This is a genomic window from Pelagibius marinus, from assembly GCF_014925385.1.
In the GTDB taxonomy this organism is placed as follows: domain Bacteria; phylum Pseudomonadota; class Alphaproteobacteria; order Kiloniellales; family Kiloniellaceae; genus Pelagibius; species Pelagibius marinus.
Genome location: NZ_JACSDK010000010.1, coordinates 138676 through 161429, shown reverse-complemented (window position 1 = coordinate 161429; position 22754 = coordinate 138676). Strand labels below are relative to the sequence as shown.

Sequence of the window (22754 nt, the reverse complement as noted above, 5' to 3'; positions counted from 1 at the left end):
CCGCAAGAATGCTGATCCCCTGCCCCCACTGCGGCCCGCGCGACGTGGCCGAGTTCACCTACGGCGGCGACGCGACGAAGGAGCGCCCGAATCCGGATAGCGCGACGGCCGAGGACTGGTGCGACTACGTCTTCCACCGCGACAACCCACGCGGCCGTCACGTCGAGTACTGGCACCACGGCCAGGGCTGCCGCCTGTGGCTGAAGGTGGCGCGCGACACGGTGACCCACAAGATCGAGGGCGCCGAGGTCGTCGGGCCCTGGGCCGCCGCCGCGCCGAAGCAAGGGCGGGACGTGGCATGAGCGGCTATCGGCTTTCTTCGGGCGGGCAGATCGACCGCGCCAGGCCGCTGAGCTTCGCCTTCGACGGCAAGCGCTACCAAGGTTATGCCGGCGACACCCTGGCCTCGGCCTTGCTCGCCAACGGCGTCGACCTCTTCGGGCGCAGCTTCAAGTACCACCGCCCGCGCGGCCTCTTTTCGGCCGGCGTTGAGGAACCCAACGCGCTGGTGACGCTGCGCAGCGGCGCCCGCGCCGAGCCCAACACGCGGGCGACAGTGGTGGAGCTCTACGACGGCCTGGAGGCCAGCAGCCAGAACCGCTGGCCCTCGCTGGCCTTCGACGTCATGGCGATGAACCAGCTCGCCGGGCCGCTGTTCTCGGCGGGCTTCTACTACAAGACATTCATGGGCCCGACGCGCAAGGCCTGGATGCTCTACGAGTATTTCATCCGCAAGGCGGCGGGCCTGGGCGCCGGCACGCTGCTGCCCGACCCGGACCGCTACGAGGAAATGAACGCTTTCTGCGACGTGCTGGTGGTCGGCGCCGGCCCGGCAGGGCTGATGGCCGCCACCGCCGCGGCCTCCAGCGGCGCGCGCGTCATCCTCGCCGACGAGCAGAGCGCGCTCGGCGGCAATCTGCGTGGCTCGGCCAGCGCTCAGGAAAACCTTGCGGGACTTGCCGCGCTCGACAACGTCACCTTGCTGGCACGCACCACGGTCTACGGCTACTACGACGACAACACCCTGGGCGCCGTCGAGCGGGTTGCCGACCACGTCGCGGCGCCGGCGGAAGGCCAGCCGCGCGAGCGCCACTGGACGATCCGCGCGAAACAGGTGGTGCTGGCCACGGGCGCCATCGAGCGGCCCATCATTTTCGGCGACAACGACAAGCCGGGCGTTATGCTGGCCGACGCCGGCCGCCTCTATGTCGAGCGCCACGGCGTCGCGCCGGGCCGCCGGGTCGCCGTCTTCGCCAACAACGACGGCGCCTACCGCAGCGTTGCGGCGCTGACCACTGCGGGCGTGGCCGTGAGCGCCATCGTCGACGCCCGCCGGGAGATCGGCGCCGAGGCGCAGGCCATCGCCGCGGCCAGCGGCGCGGAACTGCTGTTGGGTCAGGTGGTCACCCGTGCTCTCGGCGGCCAGCGGCTCAGCGGCATCGAAGTCGCGGCTTTCGATCCCGTCCAGGGCGCGCGCGACGGCGCCCAGCGCCAGATCAGCGCCGACTGCCTGCTGGTCAGCGGCGGCTGGACCCCGACCATCCACCTGGCGAGCCAGGCCGGCGGCCCGGCGCGCTGGGACGACAGCCTGACCGCCTTCCTGCCCGGCGAGGCCTCGCAGCCCTGGCGTGCCGCCGGGGCCTGCCAGGGCACGCTCGACAGCGCCGCCTGCTTCGCCGAGGGCGCGCAGGCCGGGGCGGAGGCGGCGCGGGCCTGCGGACTCTCGCCTAACCCGGTGTCCCTGCCCGGCGCCAAGACTGAACCATTGGCGGACGTGCCCTTGCCGGTGTGGGACGCGCGCCCGCCGCACGGCAAGGGCAAGGCCTTCGTTGACCTGCAGCACGACGTGACAGCCTCGGACATCAGCCTCGCCCACCGCGAGGGCTTCCGCTCGGTCGAGCATTTGAAGCGCTACACCACGCTGGGCATGGCCACCGACCAGGGCAAGACCTCCAACGTCACCGGCCTGGCTCTGATGGCACGGGAGCGCAAGCTCTCAATCCCCGAGGTCGGCACCACCCGCTTCCGCCCGCCCTACACGCCGGTCTCCCTCGGGGCCCTGGCCGGCCAGGCGCGCGGCAGCCACTTCCGCCCGACCCGGCGCACGGCAATGCACGACTGGCACGTGGAAAACGGCGCCGAGATGCAGGCCGCCGGCCTGTGGCTGCGCCCGCGCATCTACGCCCAGGGCAGCGAAACGGTGGAGCAGGCCTACAGCCGCGAGGCGCGCCAGGTGCGCGCGAGCGTCGGCATGGTCGATGTCTCGACCCTGGGCAAGATCGACGTGCAGGGACTGGACGCCGCCGAGTTCCTGAACCGCGTTTATTCCAACGGCTTCCTGAAGCTGCCGGAGGGCAAGGCGCGCTATGGCCTGATGCTGCGCGAGGACGGCTTCCTCTGGGACGACGGCACCACCTGGCGGCTCAGCGAAACCCAGTTCCTTATGACCACCACCACGGCCAATGCCGCGCCGGTCCTCTCCCAGCTCGAATTCCTGCTGGCGGCGGTCTGGCCGGAGCTGAAGGTCGCGGTCACCTCGGTCACCGAGCAGTGGGCGGGCATGGCGGTCTCCGGCCCCAAGAGCCGGGAGGTGCTGGCCAGCGTCCTCGACGACCTCGACATGTCGAACGAGGCCCTGCCCTTCATGGGCGTGCGCAAGGGACACTTGAATGGTCTGCCGGTGCTGGTGGCGCGGCTCTCCTTCTCCGGCGAACTGGCCTACGAGGTCTACTGCGGCGCCCATCACGGCGAGGCGGTCTGGAGCCGTATCCTGGAGGCCGGCAAGCCCTTCGGCATGATCCCTTACGGCGTCGAGGCGCTGGGCACCCTGCGCATCGAGAAGGGTCACGTGGCCGGACCGGAGCTGGACGGCCGCACCACGGCCGAGGACCTGGGCCTCGCCGGCATGACCTCGCGCAAGAAGCACTACATCGGTTCTTCGATGCTGAAGCGCGAGGGCCTGACCGATCCGGCGCGCCTGAAGCTGGTCGGCTTTGTCTCCGCCGACGGCGGCAAGATCCGCGCCGGCGCGCACCTGGTCGCCGCCAACGACACCTCTTCTCCGCCGCGCAGCCTGGGGCACATCACCTCCACCACCTACAGCCCGGCCCTGGAGAAGTACATCGCCCTCGGCCTGCTGGAGGACGGGCCGGAGCGCGTCGGCGAGAAGCTGGTCGCGACCTACCCGCTGAAGAACATCGACGTGGACGTAGAGGTGGTCTCTTCTCACTTCTTCGATCCCGAAGGGAGCCGCATGCATGTCTGAGGCAATCTCCCCGGCCGTCTCGCCCTTGCGCGGCCACAGCGAGGCCCGCGTTCCCGCCGGCGACGCGGCCGTCACGCTCACGGAGCGCAAGCTGGTTTCCCTGGTCCAGGTGGCCGCCTGGCCGGAGACCGCCGAGCAGGTGGAGGGCATCCTCGCCTCCCTCATCGGCTGCGCCCCGCCGCAAGGCCCTGCCGGCTCCAGCGGCGACGCCGGTGGCGCCATCCTGGCCCTCAGCCCAGGACGCTGGCTGGTCGAAAGCGGCGATCCGCGCCTCGCCGCCCGCCTGGGCGAACAGATCCCGCCGGCGCTCGGCGCCGTCGCCGACCTCTCGCATGCCCGCATCGCGATCCGGGTGAGCGGGCCGAAAGCCGCCTGGGTCCTGGCCAAGGGCCTCGCTCTCGACCTGCACCCGCAGGCCTTCCCACCGATGAAGGTGGCGCAATCCGCGGTCCACGAGGTCGGCGTTGTCGTCCGTCGGCTCTCGGCCGACAAGCTTGGGGGGGACAGCTTCGACCTTTATGTCTACCGGGGCTTCGCGCTATCGTTCTGGGACTGGCTGACCGAGGCGGCGGCCGAGACCGGTTACCGCGTCGACCCGCCCGGCAGCGCCTGAGGCCGTTCCCACGGCCTCATCAGAAGGGGCCGATTGTTCGATGGACTTGCCGCAGGGCTTCGACCTGAAGTCAATCCGCGTCTTCGTCATGGTGGCGGAGGCCGGCGGCATGACATCGGCCGCCAAGCAGCTGGGACTCACCCAGTCCAGCGTCTCGCAGATCGTCAGCAACCTGGAAGAGGCCCTCGGCAGCGCCCTCTTCGACCGTTCGGTCCGCCCCCTGGCGCTGACCGCCGCCGGCACCACCCTCTACGAACGCGGCCGGGCCATGCTGGCCGAGGCCGGCGACCTCTACCGCGACCTGCGCGATCGCGAACTGAAGCAGCTTTCCAGCCTGACCCTGGCCATGGCCGAGAGCATCGCCAACTCGGTCGGCCCGCAGCTGGTCGCCGAGCAGCGCGGCCTCGCCAAGCGCTGGCGCATCTGGGCCGGCATCTCGCCCGACAACCATGCCCTGCTGATGAACCACACGGTGGACGCGGTGGTCACCACCACCGACGAGCTGGACGGCGTCGAGGGCCTGGAGAGCCATCCCATCCTGACCGAGCCCTTCGTGCTGGTCTTTCCCGCGAACTACGACGGCCCCAGCGAGCCCTTGGAGGCGCTGACCGGCATGCCCTTCGTGCGCTACTCGCTGCGCTCGGCCATCGGCCGCCAGATCGAAGGACAGCTAAACCGCCTGCGCCTCAACGTGCCCATCGACGCCGAATTCGACACCGCCATCAGCCAGTTCTCAGCGGTGGCCGGCGGCATGGGCTGGAGCATGACGACGCCGCTCTGCCTGCTGCAGGAAGCCGGCCGTCTGGAGCGCCTGCGGATCGAACCGCTGCGACGTGGCCGCTTCTCGCGCCCCGTCTCTCTGGTCGCGCGGCGCGGCGACCTGGGCGCGGCGCCGGAAGTGCTGGCCGCCGCCATCCGCGACATCCTGCGCCGCCGCCTGCCGGAACTCTACGCCACCCTACCCTGGCTGGCGGCGAGCATCGTCTGGCCGGAGGAAACCGCCCCCGCCCTGCGCAGCATCGAGGGGCGCGGCTGAAGGCTCAATTCGGGGGAGAACATGGCACGGCTGCACGGCAAGCGCGCGATCATCACCGGCGGCGGGAACGGCATCGGTGCCGCCGCGGCCATGCTCTTTGTGCGCGAAGGCGCGCAGGTGGCGATCCTCGACACCGACCGCGAGGCGGGGGAACGCGCCGCGGCGGCGGCCGAGGCCGAGGGCGGCGAGGTCCTGTTCCTGCAGGCCGACGTCAGCGAACCGGAAGACGTGGAGGACGCCATCGACGAGGTGGCCGGCACCTTCGGCGGCCTCGACGTGCTCTACAACAACGCCGGCGGCGCCACGGCGCGCGATGGCAGCTTCCTCGACATTCCGCTGGAGGAATTCTGGCGCACGGTCTCGGTGGACCTCTACGGCACCTTCCTGGCCAGCCGCATCGCGGTGCCCTACATCCAGGAGGCCGGCGGCGGCGCGGTGATCAACACCACCTCGATCCGCGCGCTGAAAGGGACCCGGGGCGCCGACGCTTGCTCTGCCGCCAAGGGCGGCATCATCGCGCTGACCCAGGCCATGGCCCTGCAATGCGGGCCGCTGGGCATCCGCGTCAATGCCATCGCGCCGGGCCCGGTGCTGACCGACCGCACCCGCGCCCAGGGGATGACCGACGAGATCGACCCGCAGTGGCGCGTTCCGCCGGGCCAGCCCCTGGAGGTGGCGGAGCTGGCGCTTTTTCTCGCCTCCGACGAGGCCAGCCTCATCAACGGCGCCATCATTCCCGCCGACGGCGGCGCCGCCGCGTTTTAACCGCCCTCCTCCCGGCCTTCCACGGTCGACAGGCGTCTGTGGTTCGACTAGAAGGGAGAGACGGTCCCGCCGCGCTGCAGGTAATGCGGTTTTCGGCCCGATCTGATCCAATTCATCGCCCTGGCGCTTCCTGCCCCTCCGGCAAATGAGAGGCGTTGCGGGAACAGCAGTAACCTCGTCTTAAGAGGGAAGGCTCTAAGCCCGCCGCATGGAAATTTACCTCCCCATCGCCGGCATCTCCGAGAACCTCTTTCTCATTCTTGGCCTCGGAGCGGGGGTCGGGCTGATCTCGGGCATGTTCGGCGTCGGTGGTGGCTTCCTGCTCACCCCTCTTCTCATGCAGATCGGCATCCCGCCGCCGATCGCCGTCGCCTCGGCGGCCAACCAGGTTGTCGGCGCCAGCGTCTCCGGCTGCATGGCGCACTGGGCGCGGCGCAACGTCGATCTGAAGATGGGCATGATCCTGCTGCTGGGCGGCTTCGCCGGCTCGACGATGGGGGTCTGGGTGTTCCGCCTGCTGCGGACGCTGGGCCAGATCGAGCTGACCATTCAGCTCTGCTACGTCGTGCTGCTAGGCGCCCTCGGAACCCTGATGCTGGTCGACGCCCTGAAGATGTTCTACCGCCGGGGCAAGGGCGGCGCGGTGGCAACGCGCGGCGCCCACCGCCATACCTGGATCCACCACCTGCCCTATAAGATGCGCTTCCGGCGCTCGAAGCTCTACATCTCGGCGCTGGTGCCGGCCGGGGTCGGCTTCCTCGTCGGCTTCCTCTCGGCCATCATGGGCGTAGGCGGCGGCTTCGTCATGGTGCCGGCGATGATCTACCTGATCGGCATGCCCTCGACCGTGGTGGTCGGCACCTCGCTGTTCCAGATCATCTTCGTCGCCGCCAATGTCACGGTACTGCAGGCCGTCACCAATCAGACGGTCGATGCCCTGCTGGCATTGCTGCTGCTGATCGGCGGTACGGTCGGCGCCCAGATCGGCGCGCGTGTCGGCGCGCGCCTGCGCACCGAACAGCTGCGCGTCCTGCTGGCCCTCATGGTCCTGGCCATGAGCATCGAGGTCTTCCTGGAACTGGCCGTCCCGCCCGACGACGTCTACGCCATTACTTCCGAAACAGGTTAGTCGGCGCGGAACTTCGCCAGCGCCTTCAGCAGGCCGACGGTCGAACTGTCGCGGCCTTCAGCCTCCGACTCCCCTTTGACCATCGGCAGCAGCTCTCCGGCCAGTTGCTTGCCCAGTTCGACGCCCCATTGGTCGAAGGAGTTGATGCCCCAGATGCGTCCCTGCACGAAGACCTTGTGCTCGTAGAGTGCGATGAGGCGGCCCAGGGTGCGCGGGCAGAGCTTGCGGTAGATCAGCGTGTTGGAAGGCCGGTTGCCGGGGAAAACCTTGTGCGGCAGCAGCGCCTCGATGCGGCGCTCGTTCAGGCCGGCGGCCGCCAATTCCTCCCGCGCCTCCTCGGCGGTCTTGCCGCGCATCAGCGCCTCGGACTGCGCCAGGCAGTTGGAGACCAAGAGCGCGTGGTGATCGCCCAGGTCCTCCTGCGGTTCGGCGGCGACCAGGAAGTCGCAAGGGACAACGTCGCTACCCTGGTGCAAAAGCTGATAGAAGGCGTGCTGGCCGTTGGTGCCCGGCTCGCCCCAGACCACGGGGCCGGTCGCCTCGGTCACCGGATGGCCGGTCAGGGTCACCCCCTTGCCGTTGGACTCCATGTCGAGCTGCTGCAGGTAGGCGGTGAAGCGCTCCAGCCGCTGGTCGTAGGGCAACACGGCATGGGAGCCGAAGCCCCAGACATTGCGGTACCAGACGCCGAGCAACGCCAGCACCACCGGCAAGTTGGCGGCCAGAGGGGCCGAGCGGAAGTGCTCGTCGATCTCGAAGGCACCTTTCAGAAACTCACCGAAACGCGCGGGCCCGATGGCGATCATCACCGGCAGGCCGATGGCCGACCACACCGAGTAGCGCCCGCCGACCCAGTCCCAGAAGCCGAAGATGCGGGATTCGGAGATGCCGAAGCCGGCGACCGCTTCCAGGTTCGTGGAGATGGCGGCGAAGTGATCGCTCACCGCCGCCTCGCCCAGAGCCTTGACCAGCCAGGCCCGCGCCGAGCGCGCGTTGGTCATGGTCTCCTGGGTCGTGAAGGTCTTGGACGCGACGAGGAACAGCGTTCGGCGCGGGTCCAGGCCCTGCAGGGTATCGCTGAGGTGCGCCCCGTCGACGTTGGAGACGAAGTGGCAGCGCAGCTCCGGCCGCCCGTAGGGTGACAGCGCGCGGGTCACCATGGCGGGCCCGAGATCGGAGCCGCCTATGCCGATGTTCACCACATCGGTGAAGCTCTCCCCCGTGGCGCCGCCGATGGCGCCGTCGCGGACCGCATCGGCAAAACCGCCCATCGCCGCCAGCACCTCGCGCACGTCGCCCATGACGTCGTGGCCGTCGACCAGTACCGGGCGCTGCGAACGGTTGCGCAGCGCCGTGTGGAGGACCGCCCGCCCCTCGGTGCTGTTGATCCGCTCACCGCCGAACATGGCCTCGCGGCCGCCCTCAACGTCGGCGGCCCGCGCCAGGGTCAGCAGCTTCTCCATGGTCTCCGGCAGGACGAGGTTCTTGGAGTAGTCCAGCAGCAGGTCGTCGAGCTGCAGCGAGAAATGCGTGAAACGCTCCGGATCCTCGGCGAAGAGATCGCGCAGCCGCAGGCCCTTCATCTCCCAGTGATGGGCCCGCAGGTCCTCGAAGGCTTTCTCAACGGCTGCCGTCATGATGGTCTCGGTCCTCAGGCTGTCAGTCCGGCCGCGTCGCGGGCCAGGGCCTCGATCTCGTCCCAGGCCCCGGCAGCGACCTTGTCGCCCGGCGCCACCCAGGAGCCGCCGACGCAGACCACGTTAGGCAGCGCCAGATAGCTGCCGGCGCTGGCGCGCGAGATGCCGCCGGTCGGGCAGAAGGTGATGCCGGCCAGCGGCGAGGACAGCGCCTTCAGGTAGGCGACGCCGCCCGCGGGCTCGGCCGGAAAGAACTTCTGGAAGGCATAGCCCTGCTCCAACAAGGTCATGGCCTCCGAGGCCGTGGCCGCGCCGGGCAGCAGCGGTACCGGGCAATCCTTCACCGCCGCCAGCAGATCCAGGGAAGCGCCGGGCGAGACCATGAAGCGGCAGCCGGCGTCAGCCGCCTGAGCCACCTGCTTGGCCGTCAGCACCGTCCCGGCCCCGACCACCGCGTCCTCCACCTCGCCGGCGATGGCGCGGATCGATTCCAGCGCCGCCGGCGTGCGGAAGGTCACCTCGATGGCCTTCAGACCTCCGGCCACCAGGGCCCGCGCCAAGGGAACCGCGGTCGCCACCTCGTCGATCACCAGGACCGGCACCACCGGCGCCAGCTTGAGGACCGCTGCGATCCCCTTTTGCCGTTCTGTCACAAACCCCCTCCGAAAACGTGCGCCCCCTGGTCGGCGGGCCCTGCCGCCGCCCTGAAGGATGCAAAAAGTTCGCGCCCAAGGCCAGCATGGCTGGCCGAGAGATCCGCCTGGACCGCCTCGCGCGCCGCCCAGTCTGCCTCCGGGACCAGGGCCGTCAAGATCCCGGCCACGGCGTCGAGGCGCAGCATGTCGCCCTCGCGCAGCTTGGCGATGGGCCCGCCCGCCGCGGCCTCCGGCGTCACGTGGATGGCCGCCGGCACCTTACCAGAGGCACCGGACATGCGGCCATCGGTCACCAGCGCCACCTTGAAGCCGCGGTCCTGCAGCACGCCCAGCGGCGGCGTCAGCTTGTGCAACTCCGGCATGCCGATGGCCTGCGGCCCCTGAAAGCGCACCACGGCGACGAAATCCTTCTCCAACTCGCCCGCCTTGAAAGCGGCCATGAGATCGTCCTGGGATTGGAAGATCACCGCCGGCGCCTCGATGACGTGGCGTTCCGGCTTCACCGCCGAAACCTTGATGACCGCGCGGCCCAGGTTGCCGTCCAGCATCTTGAGGCCGCCGTTGGCCGAGAAGGCCTGCCCCAGCGGCGCCAGGACCTCTTCATCGTGGCTCCGGGCGGCCGCCGGCTCCCAGACCACGGAGCCGTCGTGGGTCAGCGTCGGTTCCTGGCGGTAGGATTCCAGCCCCTGCCCCCAGACCGTGGTGACGTCGCCGTGCAGCAGGCCGCCGTCGAGCAGTTCGGCGATCAGGAAGCCCATGCCGCCGGCGGCATGGAAGTGGTTCACGTCGGCCAGGCCGTTGGGATAGATGCGGCACAGCAGCGGCACCACGTCCGACAGATCGGCGATATCGTCCCAAGTGAGCTTGATGCCCGCCGCCGCGGCCATGGCCACCAGGTGCAGGGTGTGGTTGGTGGAGCCGCCGGTGGCGTGCAGGCCGACCACGCCGTTGACCACCGCGCGCTCGTCGATCATCTCGCCGACCGGCGTGTAGGCGTTGCCCAGCGCGGTAATGGCCAGCGCCCGCTTGGCCGCCTCCGCCGTCAGGGCGTCGCGCAGCGGCGTGTTGGGATTGACGAAGGAAGACCCCGGCAGGTGCAGGCCCATGATCTCCATCAGCATCTGGTTGGAGTTGGCGGTGCCGTAGAAGGTGCAGGTGCCGGGTCCGTGGTAGGACTTGGACTCCGCCTCCAGCAGCTCGTCGCGGCCGATCTTGCCCTCGGCATAGAGCTGGCGGATGCGCGCCTTCTCGTCGTTGGGCATGCCCGAGGGCATGGGGCCCGCCGGCACGAAGACCGCGGGCAGATGCCCGAAGGAGAGCGCCGCGATCACCAGGCCCGGCACGATCTTGTCGCAGACGCCCAGGAAGACAGCGGCATCGAACATGTTGTGGGACAGGCCCACGGCGGCGGCCAAGGCGATGACGTCGCGCGAGAAGAGCGACAGCTCCATGCCAGGCTGGCCTTGCGTGACTCCGTCGCACATTGCCGGCACGCCGCCGGCGACCTGCGCCACGCCGCCGGCGTCGCGCGCCGCCTGCTTGATCAGCTCCGGGAAACGCTCGAAGGGCTGGTGGGCCGAGAGCATATCGTTGTAGGCGGTGATAATGGCGAGGTTCGGCACCACGTCGCCCTTCAGCGCCGTCTTGTCGGACAGGCCGCAGGCGGCAAAGCCGTGGGCCAGGTTGCCGCAGGAAAGCGTCGTTCGCCGCGGACCGCTCTCCCCGGCCCCGCGGATCCGCTCCAGGTAGGCCTGGCGGCTGTCGCGGCTGCGTGCCTTCAGGCGATCGGTCACTTCGGCCACACGGTCATGCAGGGTCATCGACTGTCTCCTTGCTCCTTCGGTGGCTATCGGTGCCTCAGGGGCACCAGTAGATGTCCAGCGGCAGCCCGGGCGAGCGCAGTACGGCGCGCAGCGGCATGTCCGCCACCGGGCCGTCCTGCAACGCGGTCTTCAGCACCGCCGCCTTCTCCGCCCCCTCGATGTGAAGATAGACGCTGCGGGCCGCCACGATGAGGGGCAAAGTCAGGGTGATCCGCGGCTCTCCCGCGCCCGGCGCGCGCTGCGGCAGCACCAGGGCGCTCCCGGCCGGGTCGATCGCCTCGGCCAGGCGGTCGCCGCCGGGAAAGAAGGAGGCCGTGTGCCCATCGCTCCCCATACCAAGAACTACGGCATCAAAAGGCAAGGGCAAGGCCGCGATGCGGTCCGAGACCTCGCGCAGCCCCTCTTCCGGGCCGGGGTCCGCGGTGACAAGGCTGACCACCTCGGCCGCCGCCGCAGGTCCCTGCAGCAAGCCACGTCGCAGCAGCGCCTCGTTGGAGCGCGGGCTGTCAAGCGGCACCCAGCGCTCGTCCACCAGCGTCACCGACACCTTCGACCAGTCAAGCTCCTGCCGCGACAGGGCGGCAAAGAAGAGCTCGGGCGTGCGGCCGCCGGAGAGCGCCAGGCAGGCCGCGCCGCGCGCCGCAAGGCCCGCCCGCAGATTGTCGGCCACCGCTTCCGCCAGAGCCGCGGCCAGGTCCTGCGGCGTCTCAAAGTCGTGACGCGACATGGTCACCTGAGGGCCCTGCGGCCCCATCAGGCCACGTCCTCGTACCAGGTGCGCCCGTCGCGTTCGATCAGGGCCACCGAAGCGCTGGGCCCCCAAGTTCCCGAGGTATAGGGCTTGGGCGCATCGCCCTTGCTCTTCCAGGTCTCCAGGATGGGGTCGATCCAGTGCCAGGCGGCGTCGACCTCGTCGCGGCGCATGAAGAGGGTCGGGTTGCCGCGCACCACGTCCATCAGCAAGCGCTCGTAGGCGTCCGGATTGCGTCCCCCGAAGGCCTGGGCGAAGGACATGTCCAGGGGCACGTGCTTCAGGCGCATGCCGCCCGGGCCCGGGTCCTTGATCATGATCCACAGCTTCACGCCCTCGTCGGGCTGCAGGCGGATCACCAGGTGATTGGCCGCCACGCTCCCGGCGTCGCTGCCGAAGATGGAATGGGGAATCTCGTGGAAGGCGACGACGATCTCCGAGACCCGGCTGGCCAGGCGCTTACCGGTGCGCAGGTAGAAGGGCACGCCGGCCCAGCGCCAGTTGGCGATCTCCGCCTTCAGGGAGACGAAGGTCTCGGTCAGGGAGCCGTTGCCGATCTCCTCCGAATAGGCCTTTACTGCACCGCCGGCCGAAGCCCCGGCAGCATATTGCCCGCGTACCGTCAGGCGCTCGACGCTCTGCCCGTCGATCGGCGTCAGGGCCTTCAGCACCTTCAGCTTCTCATCGCGCACCGCGTCGGCGTCCATATGGGTCGGCGGCTCCATGGCGACCAGGCAGAGCAGCTGCAGGATGTGGTTCTGCACCATGTCGCGCAGGGCGCCCGCGGTGTCGTAGTAGGCCGCACGCCCCTCGACGCCGATGTCCTCGGCCACGGTGATCTGCACATGGTCGATATGGGCGTTGTTCCACAGCGGCTCGAAGAGGGCGTTGGCGAAGCGCAGCGCCATGAGGTTCTGCACCGTCTCCTTACCCAGGTAGTGGTCGATGCGGTAGATCTGGTGCTCGTCGAAGACGGCGCCCACCGCTTCGTTGACAGCCTGGGCGGTCTTGAAGTCCTTGCCGATGGGCTTTTCGATCACCACGCGGGATTCCCGGCTGTTGAGGCCGTTGCGCGCGATGCCCTGACAGATCGGCCCGAAGAGTTCCGGATTGACCGCCAGGTAGAAGACCCGGATGAAGGCGTCGGCGTTACCGAGCCGCGCCTTGAGGTCCTCCCAGCCATCCTCGCCGGCCCCGTCGACGGCGACGTAGCTGACCCGGTCGACGAAGTGGTCGACCTGGCTTTCATCCCGGTCCTCCGGGGCCACGAAGCGCTCGATCGCCTCGCGGGTCTTGGTCTTGTACTCGGCGTCCGACATCTGGCGGCGGGAGACGGCGATGATGCGGCTGGGCCCGACGATCTGCCCGGCCTGGTCGCGGTGGAACAGCGCCGGCAGCAGTTTGCGGAACGCCAGGTCGCCGGTGCCGCCGAAGACGACCAGCTCGAAGGGATCGACGGGAATGGTCTGTGCGGTCAAGGGCGTCTGTCCGGTAAGTTATTGGTGTACGTAGGTTTTGGCGGCCGGCACCGACCGGCGTCAGCCTACCTGAGGATGCTTCCAAGGCTACACCGATTCGGCGGATAATAAATCAACCTTGTTGATGAAACGGCGCTTTGTACCTGATTCTGCCCCGCCTTGCCAAGCCTCTTTTCGGAAGACTCCCGGAACAGCCGTCAGGCACGCATTGACCCCGCCGCCCGCAGCGCCAAGTTTAGCCACAGTCAGCACTGCCGGGAGCAACGCTTGTGACCAGGGCCCTCTTCTCGCTTTCGAACGGCTTCATGACAGCTTCGATCGCCGGCGCGTTGCTCGCGCTGGCTGCCTTGCCCGCCGGACCCGCCTTGGCCCAGGACCGCGTAGAGGCCTCGGAGCAGGCCGCCTTCCGTGTCGTGACCCTGGCCAGAGGCCTGGACCATCCCTGGGGCATGGCCTTCCTGCCCGGCGGTGGCATCCTGATCACCGAGCGCACAGGCCAATTGCGCCTCTTCAAGGACGGAAAGCTGCAAACGAAAGCGATCCCCGGGGCGCCGCAGGTCGCGGCGCGCGGCCAGGGTGGGCTGCTGGATGTGGCCCTGCATCCGGACTTCGCGGAGAACCGGCTTGTTTACCTGTCCTACGCAGGGGCCGGCCCCGGCGGCGCCGGAACCGAAGTGGCCCGTGCCCGCTTCGACGGCAACAAACTAGACGAGCTGGAAGTAATCTTCCGCGCAGAGCCGAAAACGCCCGGCGGCGCCCACTACGGTTCTCGCCTGACCTTCGACCGCAGCGGCCGGCTTTACATCAGCCTCGGCGACCGCCGCAACTATATGCGGGAGGCACAGAACCCCGCCAATCACCTGGGCAGCATCATTCGCCTGGAAGACGACGGCGAGATCCCCGGAGACAATCCCTTCCTGGGCGTCGATGGCACGCGCCCGGAGATCTTCAGCTACGGTCACCGCAACGTGCAGGGCCTCGCCTTAAATCCGGCCAGCGGCGAGGTCTGGGCGCACGAGCACGGACCGCGCGGCGGCGACGAGGTGAATATCCTGAAGGCCGGCGCCAACTACGGCTGGCCGGCCATCACCTACGGCATCGACTACTCCGGCGCCATCATCTCCGACAAGACCGAGGCGCCGGGCATGGAGCAGCCGGTGGTCTATTGGGTGCCCTCCATCGCGCCCAGCGGCATGGCTTTCTATGACGGCGATCTCTTTCCGCAATGGAAGGGCGACCTCTTCGTCGGCGCGCTGGCCGGCCGCCACCTGCGGCGGCTGGAACTGGTTGGGGGCGAGGTGACCGGCCAGGAGGAGCTGCTGACAGGGCTGCGTGAGCGCATTCGCGACGTACGCAGCGGCCGCGACGGCTACCTCTACCTGCTGACCGACAGCCGCAACGGCCGGCTGATCCGCCTGGAGCCCGGCAGCCCCTGACAAGGCGTCGTCGGCCGTCGGCTCACTTGTGCTCCCAAGACACCTCTCTACCACTGCGATTAGGTTAACGGGAAAACTGCGGGGAAACCCCTAGATTCTGCCTCATTGGGGCAAGCGGCCTTCCCAGGCAAACGGCGGGATTTGCGCAGGACCGTAAAGCGGCGGCGCGGGTTCTCAAGCCCGCTCCCGGTCGATAGTTTCCTTTGAACCCTTTGGTGCCCCCTGCCGACTTATGGGCAGAAGCGGGGGGATATCCCTATTCCGGACCGCGATCTAAGCCTTTTTGTGGGAGTACAGCATGCCTTCCTTCAAGACCTTCACCCTGGGGGCCTCGGCCCTTGCCCTTGGCTTCGCCGCCCTGACCGCTCCGGCCCTGGCCGGCCAGACCTCGGACCACGTCTACAGCATTCAGCTGTCCCAGGACGGGATCAGCGGCGCCGTCAACATCAAGAACGTCTCGGCTAACAAACACGTCAACGCGGTGGACATTCAGCCCACGAACCCGAACATCAGCATCTCGATGAGCGGCTGGGTCAGCTGCGAGAAGCCGCCGGCACTCGCTGAATCGCGTCTCTTGCTCAGCGGGACCAAGATGTACTTCGGAACCTTGGGGCTGGGGCACGAGCAGATCTGGGAACTGAACGTGCTCTACAAAGCGGCCTATCTGCCGAGCCATGCCGGATGGGACCGGGCCAACCCTATTGCTAAGGCGCACAAAGAGACCACTTCGGTGGACCAGGACCCCTTCGTGGTGCCGCTCGCCAAAGTCAAGAACGGCCCCGCCAACCTGCGCTTCGACCCGGTGGCGATCTTCAATCAAAAGCTCCAGGATCACGTGAACGGCGGCGGCGACAAGGTTGCCTTCCTGCGCCAGAACCACAGCTTCTCCGTCGACCGTCCGATCAGCCTGGGCGCCACCTGCATGTACCACTACAACAATCCGAACAAGAACACGATGGGCGGCGCTTGGGAGACCGTCATGGTGCCGCTTACCATCCATTACGAAGGCGATCCGGCGATCAACGACACGCCGGTCCTGAACGCGCAGATCGGCGGCAATACGCCGAACGGGTTTCAGGCCGGTCCCTCACCGCTCAAGATCACCAGCATGACCTTCCAGCCCAACCTGCCGCTCTACGCCGGCGCCTGCCCGGCGACCCGCACGATCCGGGTGAACTACATGGGCCAGGGCAAGGGCGAGATCCGCATCCGCATCAACGACGGCAGCGAGACGATCCACGACTCCCAGAAGATCGCCTTCGACTCAAAGAACGGCAAGCAGTTCTACGACTTCGAGATCGAGTTGCCCAAAGTCTCCAAGTTCGACCTCAACAAAACAGTCGTCCATAACCTGCGGGTCTACGTGCGCGGCAAGGACGCGGACGAGCAGATCTGGCCGAGCCACTATCAGCCGATGGACACGGCCGTGTGGAAGCACCGCTGCACCCCGCAGGTGAACCCGGTCCTCGGCGGCGGCGTGGTCGGCGGCGTCAAGCAGGGCGGCGGCGCCAGCCCCACCCCGGCCGTGAAGCCGAAGCGGGCCGAACCGGTCGACCCGACCCCGTCCCGGCCTGCGCGGGCCGAGTAAGGACGGCGAAGCAAAACGGGCCCCGGAGGCGAAGAGCCGCGGGGCCCGTTTCATCTGCAGCGGCCGGGACCACAGGTTCCCGGCCGCCCGCATGAGGGGGTTGCGGCAACGGCACTGGGCTTTTCGGCCAGCAAGGGAGTAGTCTCGGCATCCTTTCCCGAACTGCCGGACGACACAGCCCCTCTCGGATGACCGATACCAGCCTCGCCAAGCCCGCCCTGCGCCTGCCCGAATTCGTCGCGCTCTTCTCGCTGACGACCTCGCTGATCGCGCTCAGCATCGACGCGATCCTGCCGGCGCTGGGCGACATGGGGCAGGCACTGGCCGTGGGCACCCCCAACGACACCCAGCTCATCGTCACCCTCTTCATCTTCGGCATGGTCTTCGGAGAGCTCTTCTTCGGGCCGCTGTCGGACGCCATCGGGCGCAAGAAGGCGATCCTGCTGGGCCTCGCCATCTACGGCGCCGGCACCGTGATCGCCATGACCGCCGGCAGCCTGGAGCAGATGCTGCTGGGGCGGATCGTCCAGGGCATCGGCGTCTCCGGCCCGAAGATCGCCAGCCGCGCGCTGATCCGCGACCAGTTCGAGGGCGCCGCCATGGCGCGCATCCTGTCCTTCATCATGATGGTCTTCATCCTGGTGCCCATGTTGGCCCCGGCCCTGGGCCAGGCCGTGCTTGCCGTCGCCGACTGGCGGGGCATCTTCAACGTCTTCCTGGCCATCGCCGCCGTGGTCGCCCTGTGGATGCAGCTCCGCCAGCCGGAAACCCTGACGCCCGAGCGGCGCATCCGCTTTTCCCTGGCCTCGATCCTGGCCAACGGTCTGCTGATCGTGCGCCACGGGCCGGTCATGGCCTATACCTTCGCCGCCGGCTTCCTCTTCGGCGCCCTGCTTCTCTACCTCAGCACCGTGCAGGCGATCATGGTCGACCTCTACGGCGTCGGGGAGCTCTTCGCCCTCTACTTCGCGATCCTGGCGCTGGGCATCGGCATCGCGTCGTTTTCCAACAGCCAGATGGTGCTGCGCTTCGGCATGCACCGCCTCGCGGTCACCGCCCTGGTGGGACTCATCTGCTTTGCCGCCCTTCTGCTGTTCCTGGCGCTGTCGCACGGCGGGGTGCCGCCCTTCCCGATTTTCATGACGCTCTGCTTTGCCATCTTCTTCTGCAACGGCCTGCTGTTCGGCAACGTGAACGCCATGGCCATGCAGTCGCTGGGGCGCGTGGCCGGGCTCGGCGCCTCGATGATCGCCTCGATCTCCAGCCTGGTCGCGGTGGTCCTCTCGGTTGTCATCGGGCGCTTCTACGATCAGACGGTGGTGCCGCTCACCATCGGCTTCCTGATCGCCGGCGGATGCTCCCTGGTCCTGGTGCTGGCGGCGCGGCGCAGCCGCCAGGGCGAGGTCTGAGCCACCGGCGCGGAAAGCCAAGTCCCGTCGCCCAGAGGCTTGCCGCCGTCCGCCGCCTGGGCTAATGCCGGAGCGACACGCTTGGCGCAGGACCCGTTATGACCGCTACCCCCGTTCCCTTCTCGCTCAACGCCGTGCCGGAGATCCATTTCGGCCCCGGCCGCAGCCGGGCCCTGGCCGACGACGTGCAGGCCGTCGCGCCCGGCGCCGACAAGGTGCTGCTGGTCGTCGACGCGGCCCTGGTCGAGCTCGGGGTGGTCGCGCCGATCGTGCAGGACCTGGAGGCAAGCGGCGCCACGGTCGGGCTCTATGCCGATATCGCCGGCGAACCCAAAGCGGCGCAGATCGACGCCGCCGCCGAAGCGGCACGCCGTCTGGGCGCCGGAGCCGTCGTCGCGCTGGGCGGCGGCTCGGCCCTCGACATCGGCAAGGTAGCGGCCGCCATCGCGCCCGCCGGGGAAGCGGCCCTGCACTACGCCCTGGCCGCCCAGCCGCTGCCCGCCGGGGGCCTGCCGGCAATCTGCCTGCCGACGACCGCCGGCACCGGCTCGGAGCTTTCCGCCACCAACATCTTCACCGGTCCCAAGGGTAAGAAGCTGTGGATCTGGGGCCAGGAGACCAAGCCCCGGCGCGTCGTCCTGGACCCGGAACTGACGCTCTCCCTGCCGCCGCAGCTCACTGCCTGGACCGGGCTCGACGCCTTTGTGCACGCCCTGGAGGCCTGCACCAACCGCCGCGCCAACCCGGGCAACAGCCCGACCTGCCACAAAGCCCTGGCGCTCGTCGCCGGGGCGCTTGAAACCGCCGTGACGCAGCCCGGGAACCTGGAAGCGCGCGGCGCCATGCTGCTCGGCTCGGCCTTCGCCGGGATCGGCATCGACAACTGCGGCACCGCCGTCGCGCACAATATCTCCCACGCCCTGGCCGGGCTGGCCCCGGTCCACCACGGTCTGGCCACCGCTCTGGGCCTGGAAGCCACCCTCGCCTGGTCGGTCGAGGCCGATGCCCAAGAAGCGGATGGGGGCTCTTTTGCCGCCGCGGCGCGGGCCTGCGGCCTGAAGAGCGCGGAAGAGCTGCCCGCCTGGTACAGCGACCTCATGACCCGCTGCGGCGTCGCGCGCCGCCTGCCCGAGGCCTTCCGAAGCTTCGACAACGCAGCCCTGGCCGCCGAGATGCGGGCCGCGGAGAACCGGCCCATGCGCCTGGCCAGCGCGCGCGAGGTGACGGAAGCCGACATCGATCGCTTCTCCGGCGCTATTATGGCCCTCGCCTAGAATCGCCCGACCGAGAGCCGAAAGAGCGCGGAGCCGCCCATGCCGATCATTGCCCGCATCGACGTCAGCCACCACCGCCTGCCCCTGGACCCGCCTTTCGTGGCGAGTTGGGACGGCCGCCCGCGCCAGCACTTCGACGTCACCGTGGTGCGGGTCACCGACAACGAGGGGCGCGTCGGCATCGGCTCGGGCGACCTGCTGCTCGGCCTGCAGGGACACGAGGATCTCTTCATCGGCCAGGATCCCCGCCGCGTGGAGCGCCACTACGAGGTGCTGTCCCATATCCAGTTCCACTACGGTCGCTGCTGGCCGCTGGACCTGGCGCTCTGGGACCTGACCGGCAAGATCACCGGCGAGCCGGTCTGGCGCCTGCTGGGCGGGCGCAGCGACCGGGTGCGGGCCTATGCCTCCTCCGGTGTGCTGCGCGACCCCAAGGCCATGGCGGAGACCGCCGAGCGCTTCGCCGAAGCCGGCTTCGGCGCCATGAAGGTCCGCTTCCATCGCGGTGACTGGCGCGACGACATAGCCGCGCTGGAATCGGTGCGCGAGCGCATCGGCACGCGCCTGGAACTGATGGTGGACTGCAATCAGGGTTGGCGCATGCCCTGGGACACCGAGGCTCCCTGGACGCTGAAGGACGCCATCGCCGTAGCACGGGAACTGGAGCGCCTGGACGTCTACTGGATGGAGGAGCCGCTGCACCGCGCCGACCGCGCGGGGCTGAAGCGCCTGCGCGACAGCGTCGACCTGCGCATCGCCGGGGGCGAGATGACGCGCGAGCTTTACGAGTTCCGCGACCTCATCGCCGAGGGCTGCCTCGACGTGGTGCAGCCGGACTGCGCCCTGGTCGGCGGCATCACCGGGCTGCGCCGGGTGGCGGTCATGGCGCGGGAGTTCGGCATCACCTTCACGCCGCACACCTGGTCCAATGGCTTCGGCGTGGTGGCCAACACCCACCTCACCGCCGGGCTGGGCGAAACCGCCTTCATCGAGTTTCCCTTCGACCCGCCGGAATGGGGCCTGGAGCGGCGCGACTATCTGCTGGCCCACCCCTTCGGGCACGTAGACGGCTGGCTGCAGCTCGGCGAGGCTCCCGGCTTCGGCGTCGAGCTGGACGAAGCGACCCTGGCGGCGACCAGGGTCGGATGAGTCATTGGCGAAATATCGCCCATAACGTGTACGCTTCCTCCGCTGATCGATTAAGGGTGGATTCACCAAAATCCGCCAATATGACCACCCCCGGTAGACAGGGACCGGCAGGCAACAACAATGCTGCATGGCAGCTCAGCAGGGCTTCACGCGAAGGGGTTCACGCGTGTTCGACGGTAAGTCACTCGACAGCGGCGATCGGACCGGCTGCCGGGCCTCCGTTGAGGAGGCCCTGGAAGCCATGCACGTGGGCTTTTCGATCTTCGACGCAGAGCTGCTTCTGGTGACAGCCAACAAGGCCTGCCTGCGCCTGCTCGACCTGCCCCCCGAGCTGGGCCGGGCCGGCACGCCCCTGGAAGCGATTTTCCGCTTCAACGCGGCGCGCGGCGAGTACGGCGAGGGCGACGCCGAAGCGCAGGTCGAAGAGCGCCTGACCCGCGCGCGCAAGTTCGAGGCCCACAGCTTCCGGCACCACCGCCCGGACGGTACGGTCCTGGAAGTCACCGGCGAACCTCTCGCCTCCGGCGGCTTCGTCACCACCTATGTCGACGTGACCGAAGCGACCCGGGCCCAGGAAGCGCTGCAAGACAAAGAGAAGGAACTGACCCGCTACCTGGAGGACATCGACCTGGAGCGGGCCATGGTCGAGCAGCAGGCCGGTCAGGTGGTCGAGATGGCGGAGCAGCTGTCGGTGCAGAACAAGGAGATCGAGGAAAGCCGCAAGCAGAGCGACTTCCAGGCCCGGCACGACGAGCTGACCGGCCTGCCCAACCGGCGCTACTTCACGGAATTCCTGGAACAGGCCCTGCTGGTGGCCGGCCAGGCGGGGACCGGCAAGGCTCTGCTGTTCATCGACCTCGACAATTTCAAGCCGGTGAACGACATCCTGGGCCACGACGAGGGCGACGCGCTGCTGAAGAAGGTGGCCCTGCGGCTGACCTCCGGCCTGCGCGACAGCGACTTTGTGGCGCGCCTGGGCGGCGACGAGTTCGCCGTGATCGCCGGCATGAGGCCGGGCAGCAGCATCGAGGGGATTCGCCTCGTGGCGGAGCGCCTCTTGGAAGCACTCAACATCACCATCGAGGAAGCCGAACCGCCGATCACCGTGGCGGCCAGCATCGGCATCGCCCTCTTCCCGGACGACGCCGCCGGCCACGACGAACTGCTGAAGCAGGCCGACCAGGCCATGTACGAAGCCAAGGCGACCGGCCGCAGCCGCATCGTCTTCGCATCGCAGCTTGCAGAGGCCTAGGGACCGGAAACCTCCTTCAGCGTATCGCGGTAGGCCGCGTTGTCGTCTCCAGCGAACTCCACCGCCTTGCGGGCGGCAGCGACCGCTTCGTCACGGCGCCCCTGGCGGCTCAGTGTATAGGCGAGGTTGTTCCAGGCCGCCGGGTGTTGCGGCGCGCGCTGCAGGGCGGCGCGGAACGCCTCTTCGGCGGGTGCGAATTGCTCCAGCGCGAAGAGAGCATTGCCCTTGCCGATCCAGACTGCCGGCTCCTGCGGCCAGCGGACGGACGCCGTCTCGTAGGCGGTGACCGCAGCCCGATATCGCCGGGCCTGTTCCAGGCCGGCCGCGGCAATCAGGACCGGTCCGGCCCCGGTGCTGGCCGGCAGCTGATCCGGCGGCAAGGTCAACAGGGCCCAATGTCCGCTGCGCGCCCAGGTTCGCTCGAAGGCGTCCAGCGGCGTCACCAGGCGCTCGGTCGTTCCCGAATGGAGGATCAGCACCCGCCGGTCGAGATCGTAGCCGACCGCGACGGCAAAGTGCCACTGCGGCCACCAGTCGAGCGCCAGGTTCTGGAAAACGATCGCCGGGTTGCCGGCAGCCAGCTCGGTCAGAAGATCACGCAGGTTGCGCAGCTCCACGGCGAGACGGCCGTGGCGCCGCGCAGCGGCGACGATATCAGGGGCCAGGGTCCCCTCACGGCCCGGTGTGTAGACCTGGGAAACGAGGTCGTCAGGATCTTGCTCCACTCCGGACCAGGTCAGCGTCATCGCAAGGGCCGCCGGGCCGCAGTAGTAGTCCGTCTGGGGGAAGAAAGGTGCTTCCTCCAGCAGGACCTGCCGCGGGAGATCAGCCGGATCCTCCACAAGCCGCGCCGTCTGCGGCGCGGTGCAGGCCGCCATCGCGAGCAGCAGAAGGAAAAGCGGCAGCCGGGCCGCCATGGGGAACGCCCCCCGCCGCACTCAGTTGGCGCAGCGGGTGAAGTTGAACACACTCGTCAGGCAGAGCAGGTCGGTCACCAGCAGCACGAGAAAGATCAGCACGATGGCGCCGACGATGACGCCAATAGCGTTCTGACCCGCGGGAAGCTGGTCGATCTGCGAGGTCAACTGCGCTACCTCGGCGTCGGAGAGCGCCGCCACCCTTGCCGCCGCCTCATCCGGATCGACGCCCTGGCGGCGGATCTCTGCACGCACATCCTCTCGCTGCATCAGGGCATTCAAGCGATCACGGTCGCTGGCCAGTGAACTGTCACCGGCGACGACGTCGCCGGTTGAGATCATTGCCGCCTGAGCCGGCACGGCAACCAGTGACTGGAATCCGAGCGCGGTGACAAGGAGAACGATGATCAGGTGCTTCATGCTGGGCTCCCTTTTGCAGCGGGCGGCCTTTCCGCAACCGCCATCGAATCTTCGGGAGTCTAAGCAACACGCCGGATTTGCGACAAGATGGGTTGGCTGACCGGGCGGACTGCCGCGCCAATTGACGCAGCTTTGCCCCAGCGCAGCGCGAAGATA

Annotated in this window: 19 protein-coding genes; 12 read left to right on the top strand and 7 right to left on the bottom strand. The window is 68.6% G+C overall.

The features are described 5' to 3' along the window. Positions 1-8: 8 nt before the first annotated feature. The 6 genes from H7X47_RS12955 to H7X47_RS12930 all read left to right on the top strand — a co-directional run bounded on the left by H7X47_RS12955 (position 9) and on the right by H7X47_RS12930 (position 6808). Positions 9-302: a sarcosine oxidase subunit delta gene (locus H7X47_RS12955; protein WP_193369102.1), complete on the top strand. Its 294-nt coding sequence runs from the start codon at positions 9-11 to the stop codon at positions 300-302. Next, a complete protein-coding gene (locus H7X47_RS12950; protein ID WP_193369101.1) occupies positions 299-3265 on the top strand; it encodes a sarcosine oxidase subunit alpha family protein in 2967 nt (988 codons plus the stop codon). Before H7X47_RS12955 ends, H7X47_RS12950 begins: the two co-directional genes overlap by 4 nt. Beyond that, the gene (locus tag H7X47_RS12945) at positions 3258-3878 is read left to right on the top strand and encodes a sarcosine oxidase subunit gamma (protein WP_193369100.1); all 621 of its coding nucleotides are present in this window, start codon (positions 3258-3260) and stop codon (positions 3876-3878) included. Before H7X47_RS12950 ends, H7X47_RS12945 begins: the two co-directional genes overlap by 8 nt. 40 nt (positions 3879-3918) lie before the next feature. After that, on the top strand, positions 3919-4914 hold the full coding sequence (locus H7X47_RS12940) for a LysR family transcriptional regulator (protein ID WP_193369099.1): 996 nt from the start codon (positions 3919-3921) through the stop codon (positions 4912-4914). 21 nt (positions 4915-4935) lie between these two features. Next, positions 4936-5679, top strand: a complete 744-nt coding sequence (locus H7X47_RS12935) for an SDR family oxidoreductase (protein WP_193369098.1) — start codon at positions 4936-4938, stop codon at positions 5677-5679. A 208-nt stretch (positions 5680-5887) separates the two neighbouring features. Next, positions 5888-6808, top strand: coding sequence for a sulfite exporter TauE/SafE family protein (locus H7X47_RS12930; RefSeq protein ID WP_193369097.1), 921 nt, complete (start codon positions 5888-5890; stop codon positions 6806-6808). Here H7X47_RS12930 and pgi read toward each other — a convergent pair. The 5 genes from pgi to zwf are packed head-to-tail and all read right to left on the bottom strand — an operon-like array spanning position 6805 to position 13153. Beyond that, on the bottom strand, positions 6805-8445 hold the full coding sequence (gene pgi / locus H7X47_RS12925) for a glucose-6-phosphate isomerase (protein WP_193369096.1): 1641 nt from the start codon (positions 8443-8445) through the stop codon (positions 6805-6807). The two genes, H7X47_RS12930 and pgi, sit on opposite strands and share 4 nt — an antisense overlap. 14 nt (positions 8446-8459) lie before the next feature. After that, on the bottom strand, positions 8460-9098 hold the full coding sequence (eda, locus tag H7X47_RS12920; protein WP_193369095.1) for a bifunctional 4-hydroxy-2-oxoglutarate aldolase/2-dehydro-3-deoxy-phosphogluconate aldolase: 639 nt from the start codon (positions 9096-9098) through the stop codon (positions 8460-8462). Continuing rightward, a complete protein-coding gene (gene edd, locus H7X47_RS12915; RefSeq protein WP_193369093.1) occupies positions 9095-10921 on the bottom strand; it encodes a phosphogluconate dehydratase in 1827 nt (608 codons plus the stop codon). Before edd ends, eda begins: the two co-directional genes overlap by 4 nt. Before the next feature lie 37 nt (positions 10922-10958). Then, entirely contained in the window at positions 10959-11678 is a 720-nt protein-coding gene (gene pgl / locus H7X47_RS12910) for a 6-phosphogluconolactonase (RefSeq protein ID WP_227010445.1), read from the bottom strand. Next, positions 11678-13153 carry a glucose-6-phosphate dehydrogenase gene (gene zwf / locus H7X47_RS12905; protein WP_193369092.1) on the bottom strand — a complete coding sequence of 492 codons (1476 nt, stop codon included), beginning with the start codon at positions 13151-13153 and terminating at the stop codon, positions 11678-11680. The genes pgl and zwf overlap by 1 nt, the downstream gene beginning before the upstream one ends. Positions 13154-13422: 269 nt before the next feature. On the opposite strand from zwf, the gene H7X47_RS12900 reads away from it, so the two are divergent. The 6 genes from H7X47_RS12900 to H7X47_RS12875 all read left to right on the top strand — a co-directional run bounded on the left by H7X47_RS12900 (position 13423) and on the right by H7X47_RS12875 (position 21261). After that, entirely contained in the window at positions 13423-14589 is a 1167-nt protein-coding gene (locus H7X47_RS12900) for a PQQ-dependent sugar dehydrogenase (protein ID WP_319633599.1), read from the top strand. 298 nt (positions 14590-14887) lie between these two features. Continuing rightward, complete coding sequence (locus H7X47_RS12895; RefSeq protein WP_193369090.1) at positions 14888-16177, top strand: hypothetical protein; 1290 nt, start codon at positions 14888-14890, stop codon at positions 16175-16177. Positions 16178-16365: 188 nt separating this feature from the next. After that, on the top strand, positions 16366-17586 hold the full coding sequence (locus tag H7X47_RS12890; RefSeq protein ID WP_193369089.1) for a multidrug effflux MFS transporter: 1221 nt from the start codon (positions 16366-16368) through the stop codon (positions 17584-17586). 98 nt (positions 17587-17684) lie between these two features. Then, entirely contained in the window at positions 17685-18860 is a 1176-nt protein-coding gene (locus H7X47_RS12885; RefSeq protein WP_193369088.1) for an iron-containing alcohol dehydrogenase, read from the top strand. Positions 18861-18899: 39 nt separating this feature from the next. After that, on the top strand, positions 18900-20009 hold the full coding sequence (locus H7X47_RS12880; protein ID WP_193369087.1) for a mandelate racemase/muconate lactonizing enzyme family protein: 1110 nt from the start codon (positions 18900-18902) through the stop codon (positions 20007-20009). Between the two features lie 166 nt (positions 20010-20175). Then, a complete protein-coding gene (locus tag H7X47_RS12875) occupies positions 20176-21261 on the top strand; it encodes a diguanylate cyclase domain-containing protein (RefSeq protein ID WP_193369085.1) in 1086 nt (361 codons plus the stop codon). Here the strand turns inward: H7X47_RS12875 and H7X47_RS12870 are convergent. Continuing rightward, a complete protein-coding gene (locus tag H7X47_RS12870; protein ID WP_193369082.1) occupies positions 21258-22178 on the bottom strand; it encodes a PA2778 family cysteine peptidase in 921 nt (306 codons plus the stop codon). The genes H7X47_RS12875 and H7X47_RS12870 overlap by 4 nt on opposite strands. 21 nt (positions 22179-22199) lie before the next feature. Beyond that, positions 22200-22598 carry a PA2779 family protein gene (locus H7X47_RS12865; RefSeq protein WP_193369081.1) on the bottom strand — a complete coding sequence of 133 codons (399 nt, stop codon included), beginning with the start codon at positions 22596-22598 and terminating at the stop codon, positions 22200-22202. Between the last annotated feature and the right edge of the window lie 156 nt (positions 22599-22754).

Excerpts from the sequence above, each read along its gene's own strand:
- H7X47_RS12955 (WP_193369102.1), top strand. The coding sequence starts at position 9 with ATGCTGATCCCCTGCCCCCACTGCGGCCCGCGCGACGTGGCCGAGTTC.
- H7X47_RS12950 (WP_193369101.1), top strand. The coding sequence starts at position 299 with ATGAGCGGCTATCGGCTTTCTTCGGGCGGGCAGATCGACCGCGCCAGG.
- H7X47_RS12945 (WP_193369100.1), top strand. The coding sequence starts at position 3,258 with ATGTCTGAGGCAATCTCCCCGGCCGTCTCGCCCTTGCGCGGCCACAGC.
- H7X47_RS12940 (WP_193369099.1), top strand. The coding sequence starts at position 3,919 with ATGGACTTGCCGCAGGGCTTCGACCTGAAGTCAATCCGCGTCTTCGTC.
- H7X47_RS12935 (WP_193369098.1), top strand. The coding sequence starts at position 4,936 with ATGGCACGGCTGCACGGCAAGCGCGCGATCATCACCGGCGGCGGGAAC.
- H7X47_RS12930 (WP_193369097.1), top strand. The coding sequence starts at position 5,888 with ATGGAAATTTACCTCCCCATCGCCGGCATCTCCGAGAACCTCTTTCTC.
- pgi (WP_193369096.1), bottom strand. The coding sequence starts at position 8,445 with ATGACGGCAGCCGTTGAGAAAGCCTTCGAGGACCTGCGGGCCCATCAC.
- edd (WP_193369093.1), bottom strand. The coding sequence starts at position 10,921 with ATGACCCTGCATGACCGTGTGGCCGAAGTGACCGATCGCCTGAAGGCA.
- pgl (WP_227010445.1), bottom strand. The coding sequence starts at position 11,678 with ATGGGGCCGCAGGGCCCTCAGGTGACCATGTCGCGTCACGACTTTGAG.
- H7X47_RS12895 (WP_193369090.1), top strand. The coding sequence starts at position 14,888 with ATGCCTTCCTTCAAGACCTTCACCCTGGGGGCCTCGGCCCTTGCCCTT.
- H7X47_RS12890 (WP_193369089.1), top strand. The coding sequence starts at position 16,366 with ATGACCGATACCAGCCTCGCCAAGCCCGCCCTGCGCCTGCCCGAATTC.
- H7X47_RS12885 (WP_193369088.1), top strand. The coding sequence starts at position 17,685 with ATGACCGCTACCCCCGTTCCCTTCTCGCTCAACGCCGTGCCGGAGATC.
- H7X47_RS12880 (WP_193369087.1), top strand. The coding sequence starts at position 18,900 with ATGCCGATCATTGCCCGCATCGACGTCAGCCACCACCGCCTGCCCCTG.
- H7X47_RS12870 (WP_193369082.1), bottom strand. The coding sequence starts at position 22,178 with ATGGCGGCCCGGCTGCCGCTTTTCCTTCTGCTGCTCGCGATGGCGGCC.
- H7X47_RS12865 (WP_193369081.1), bottom strand. The coding sequence starts at position 22,598 with ATGAAGCACCTGATCATCGTTCTCCTTGTCACCGCGCTCGGATTCCAG.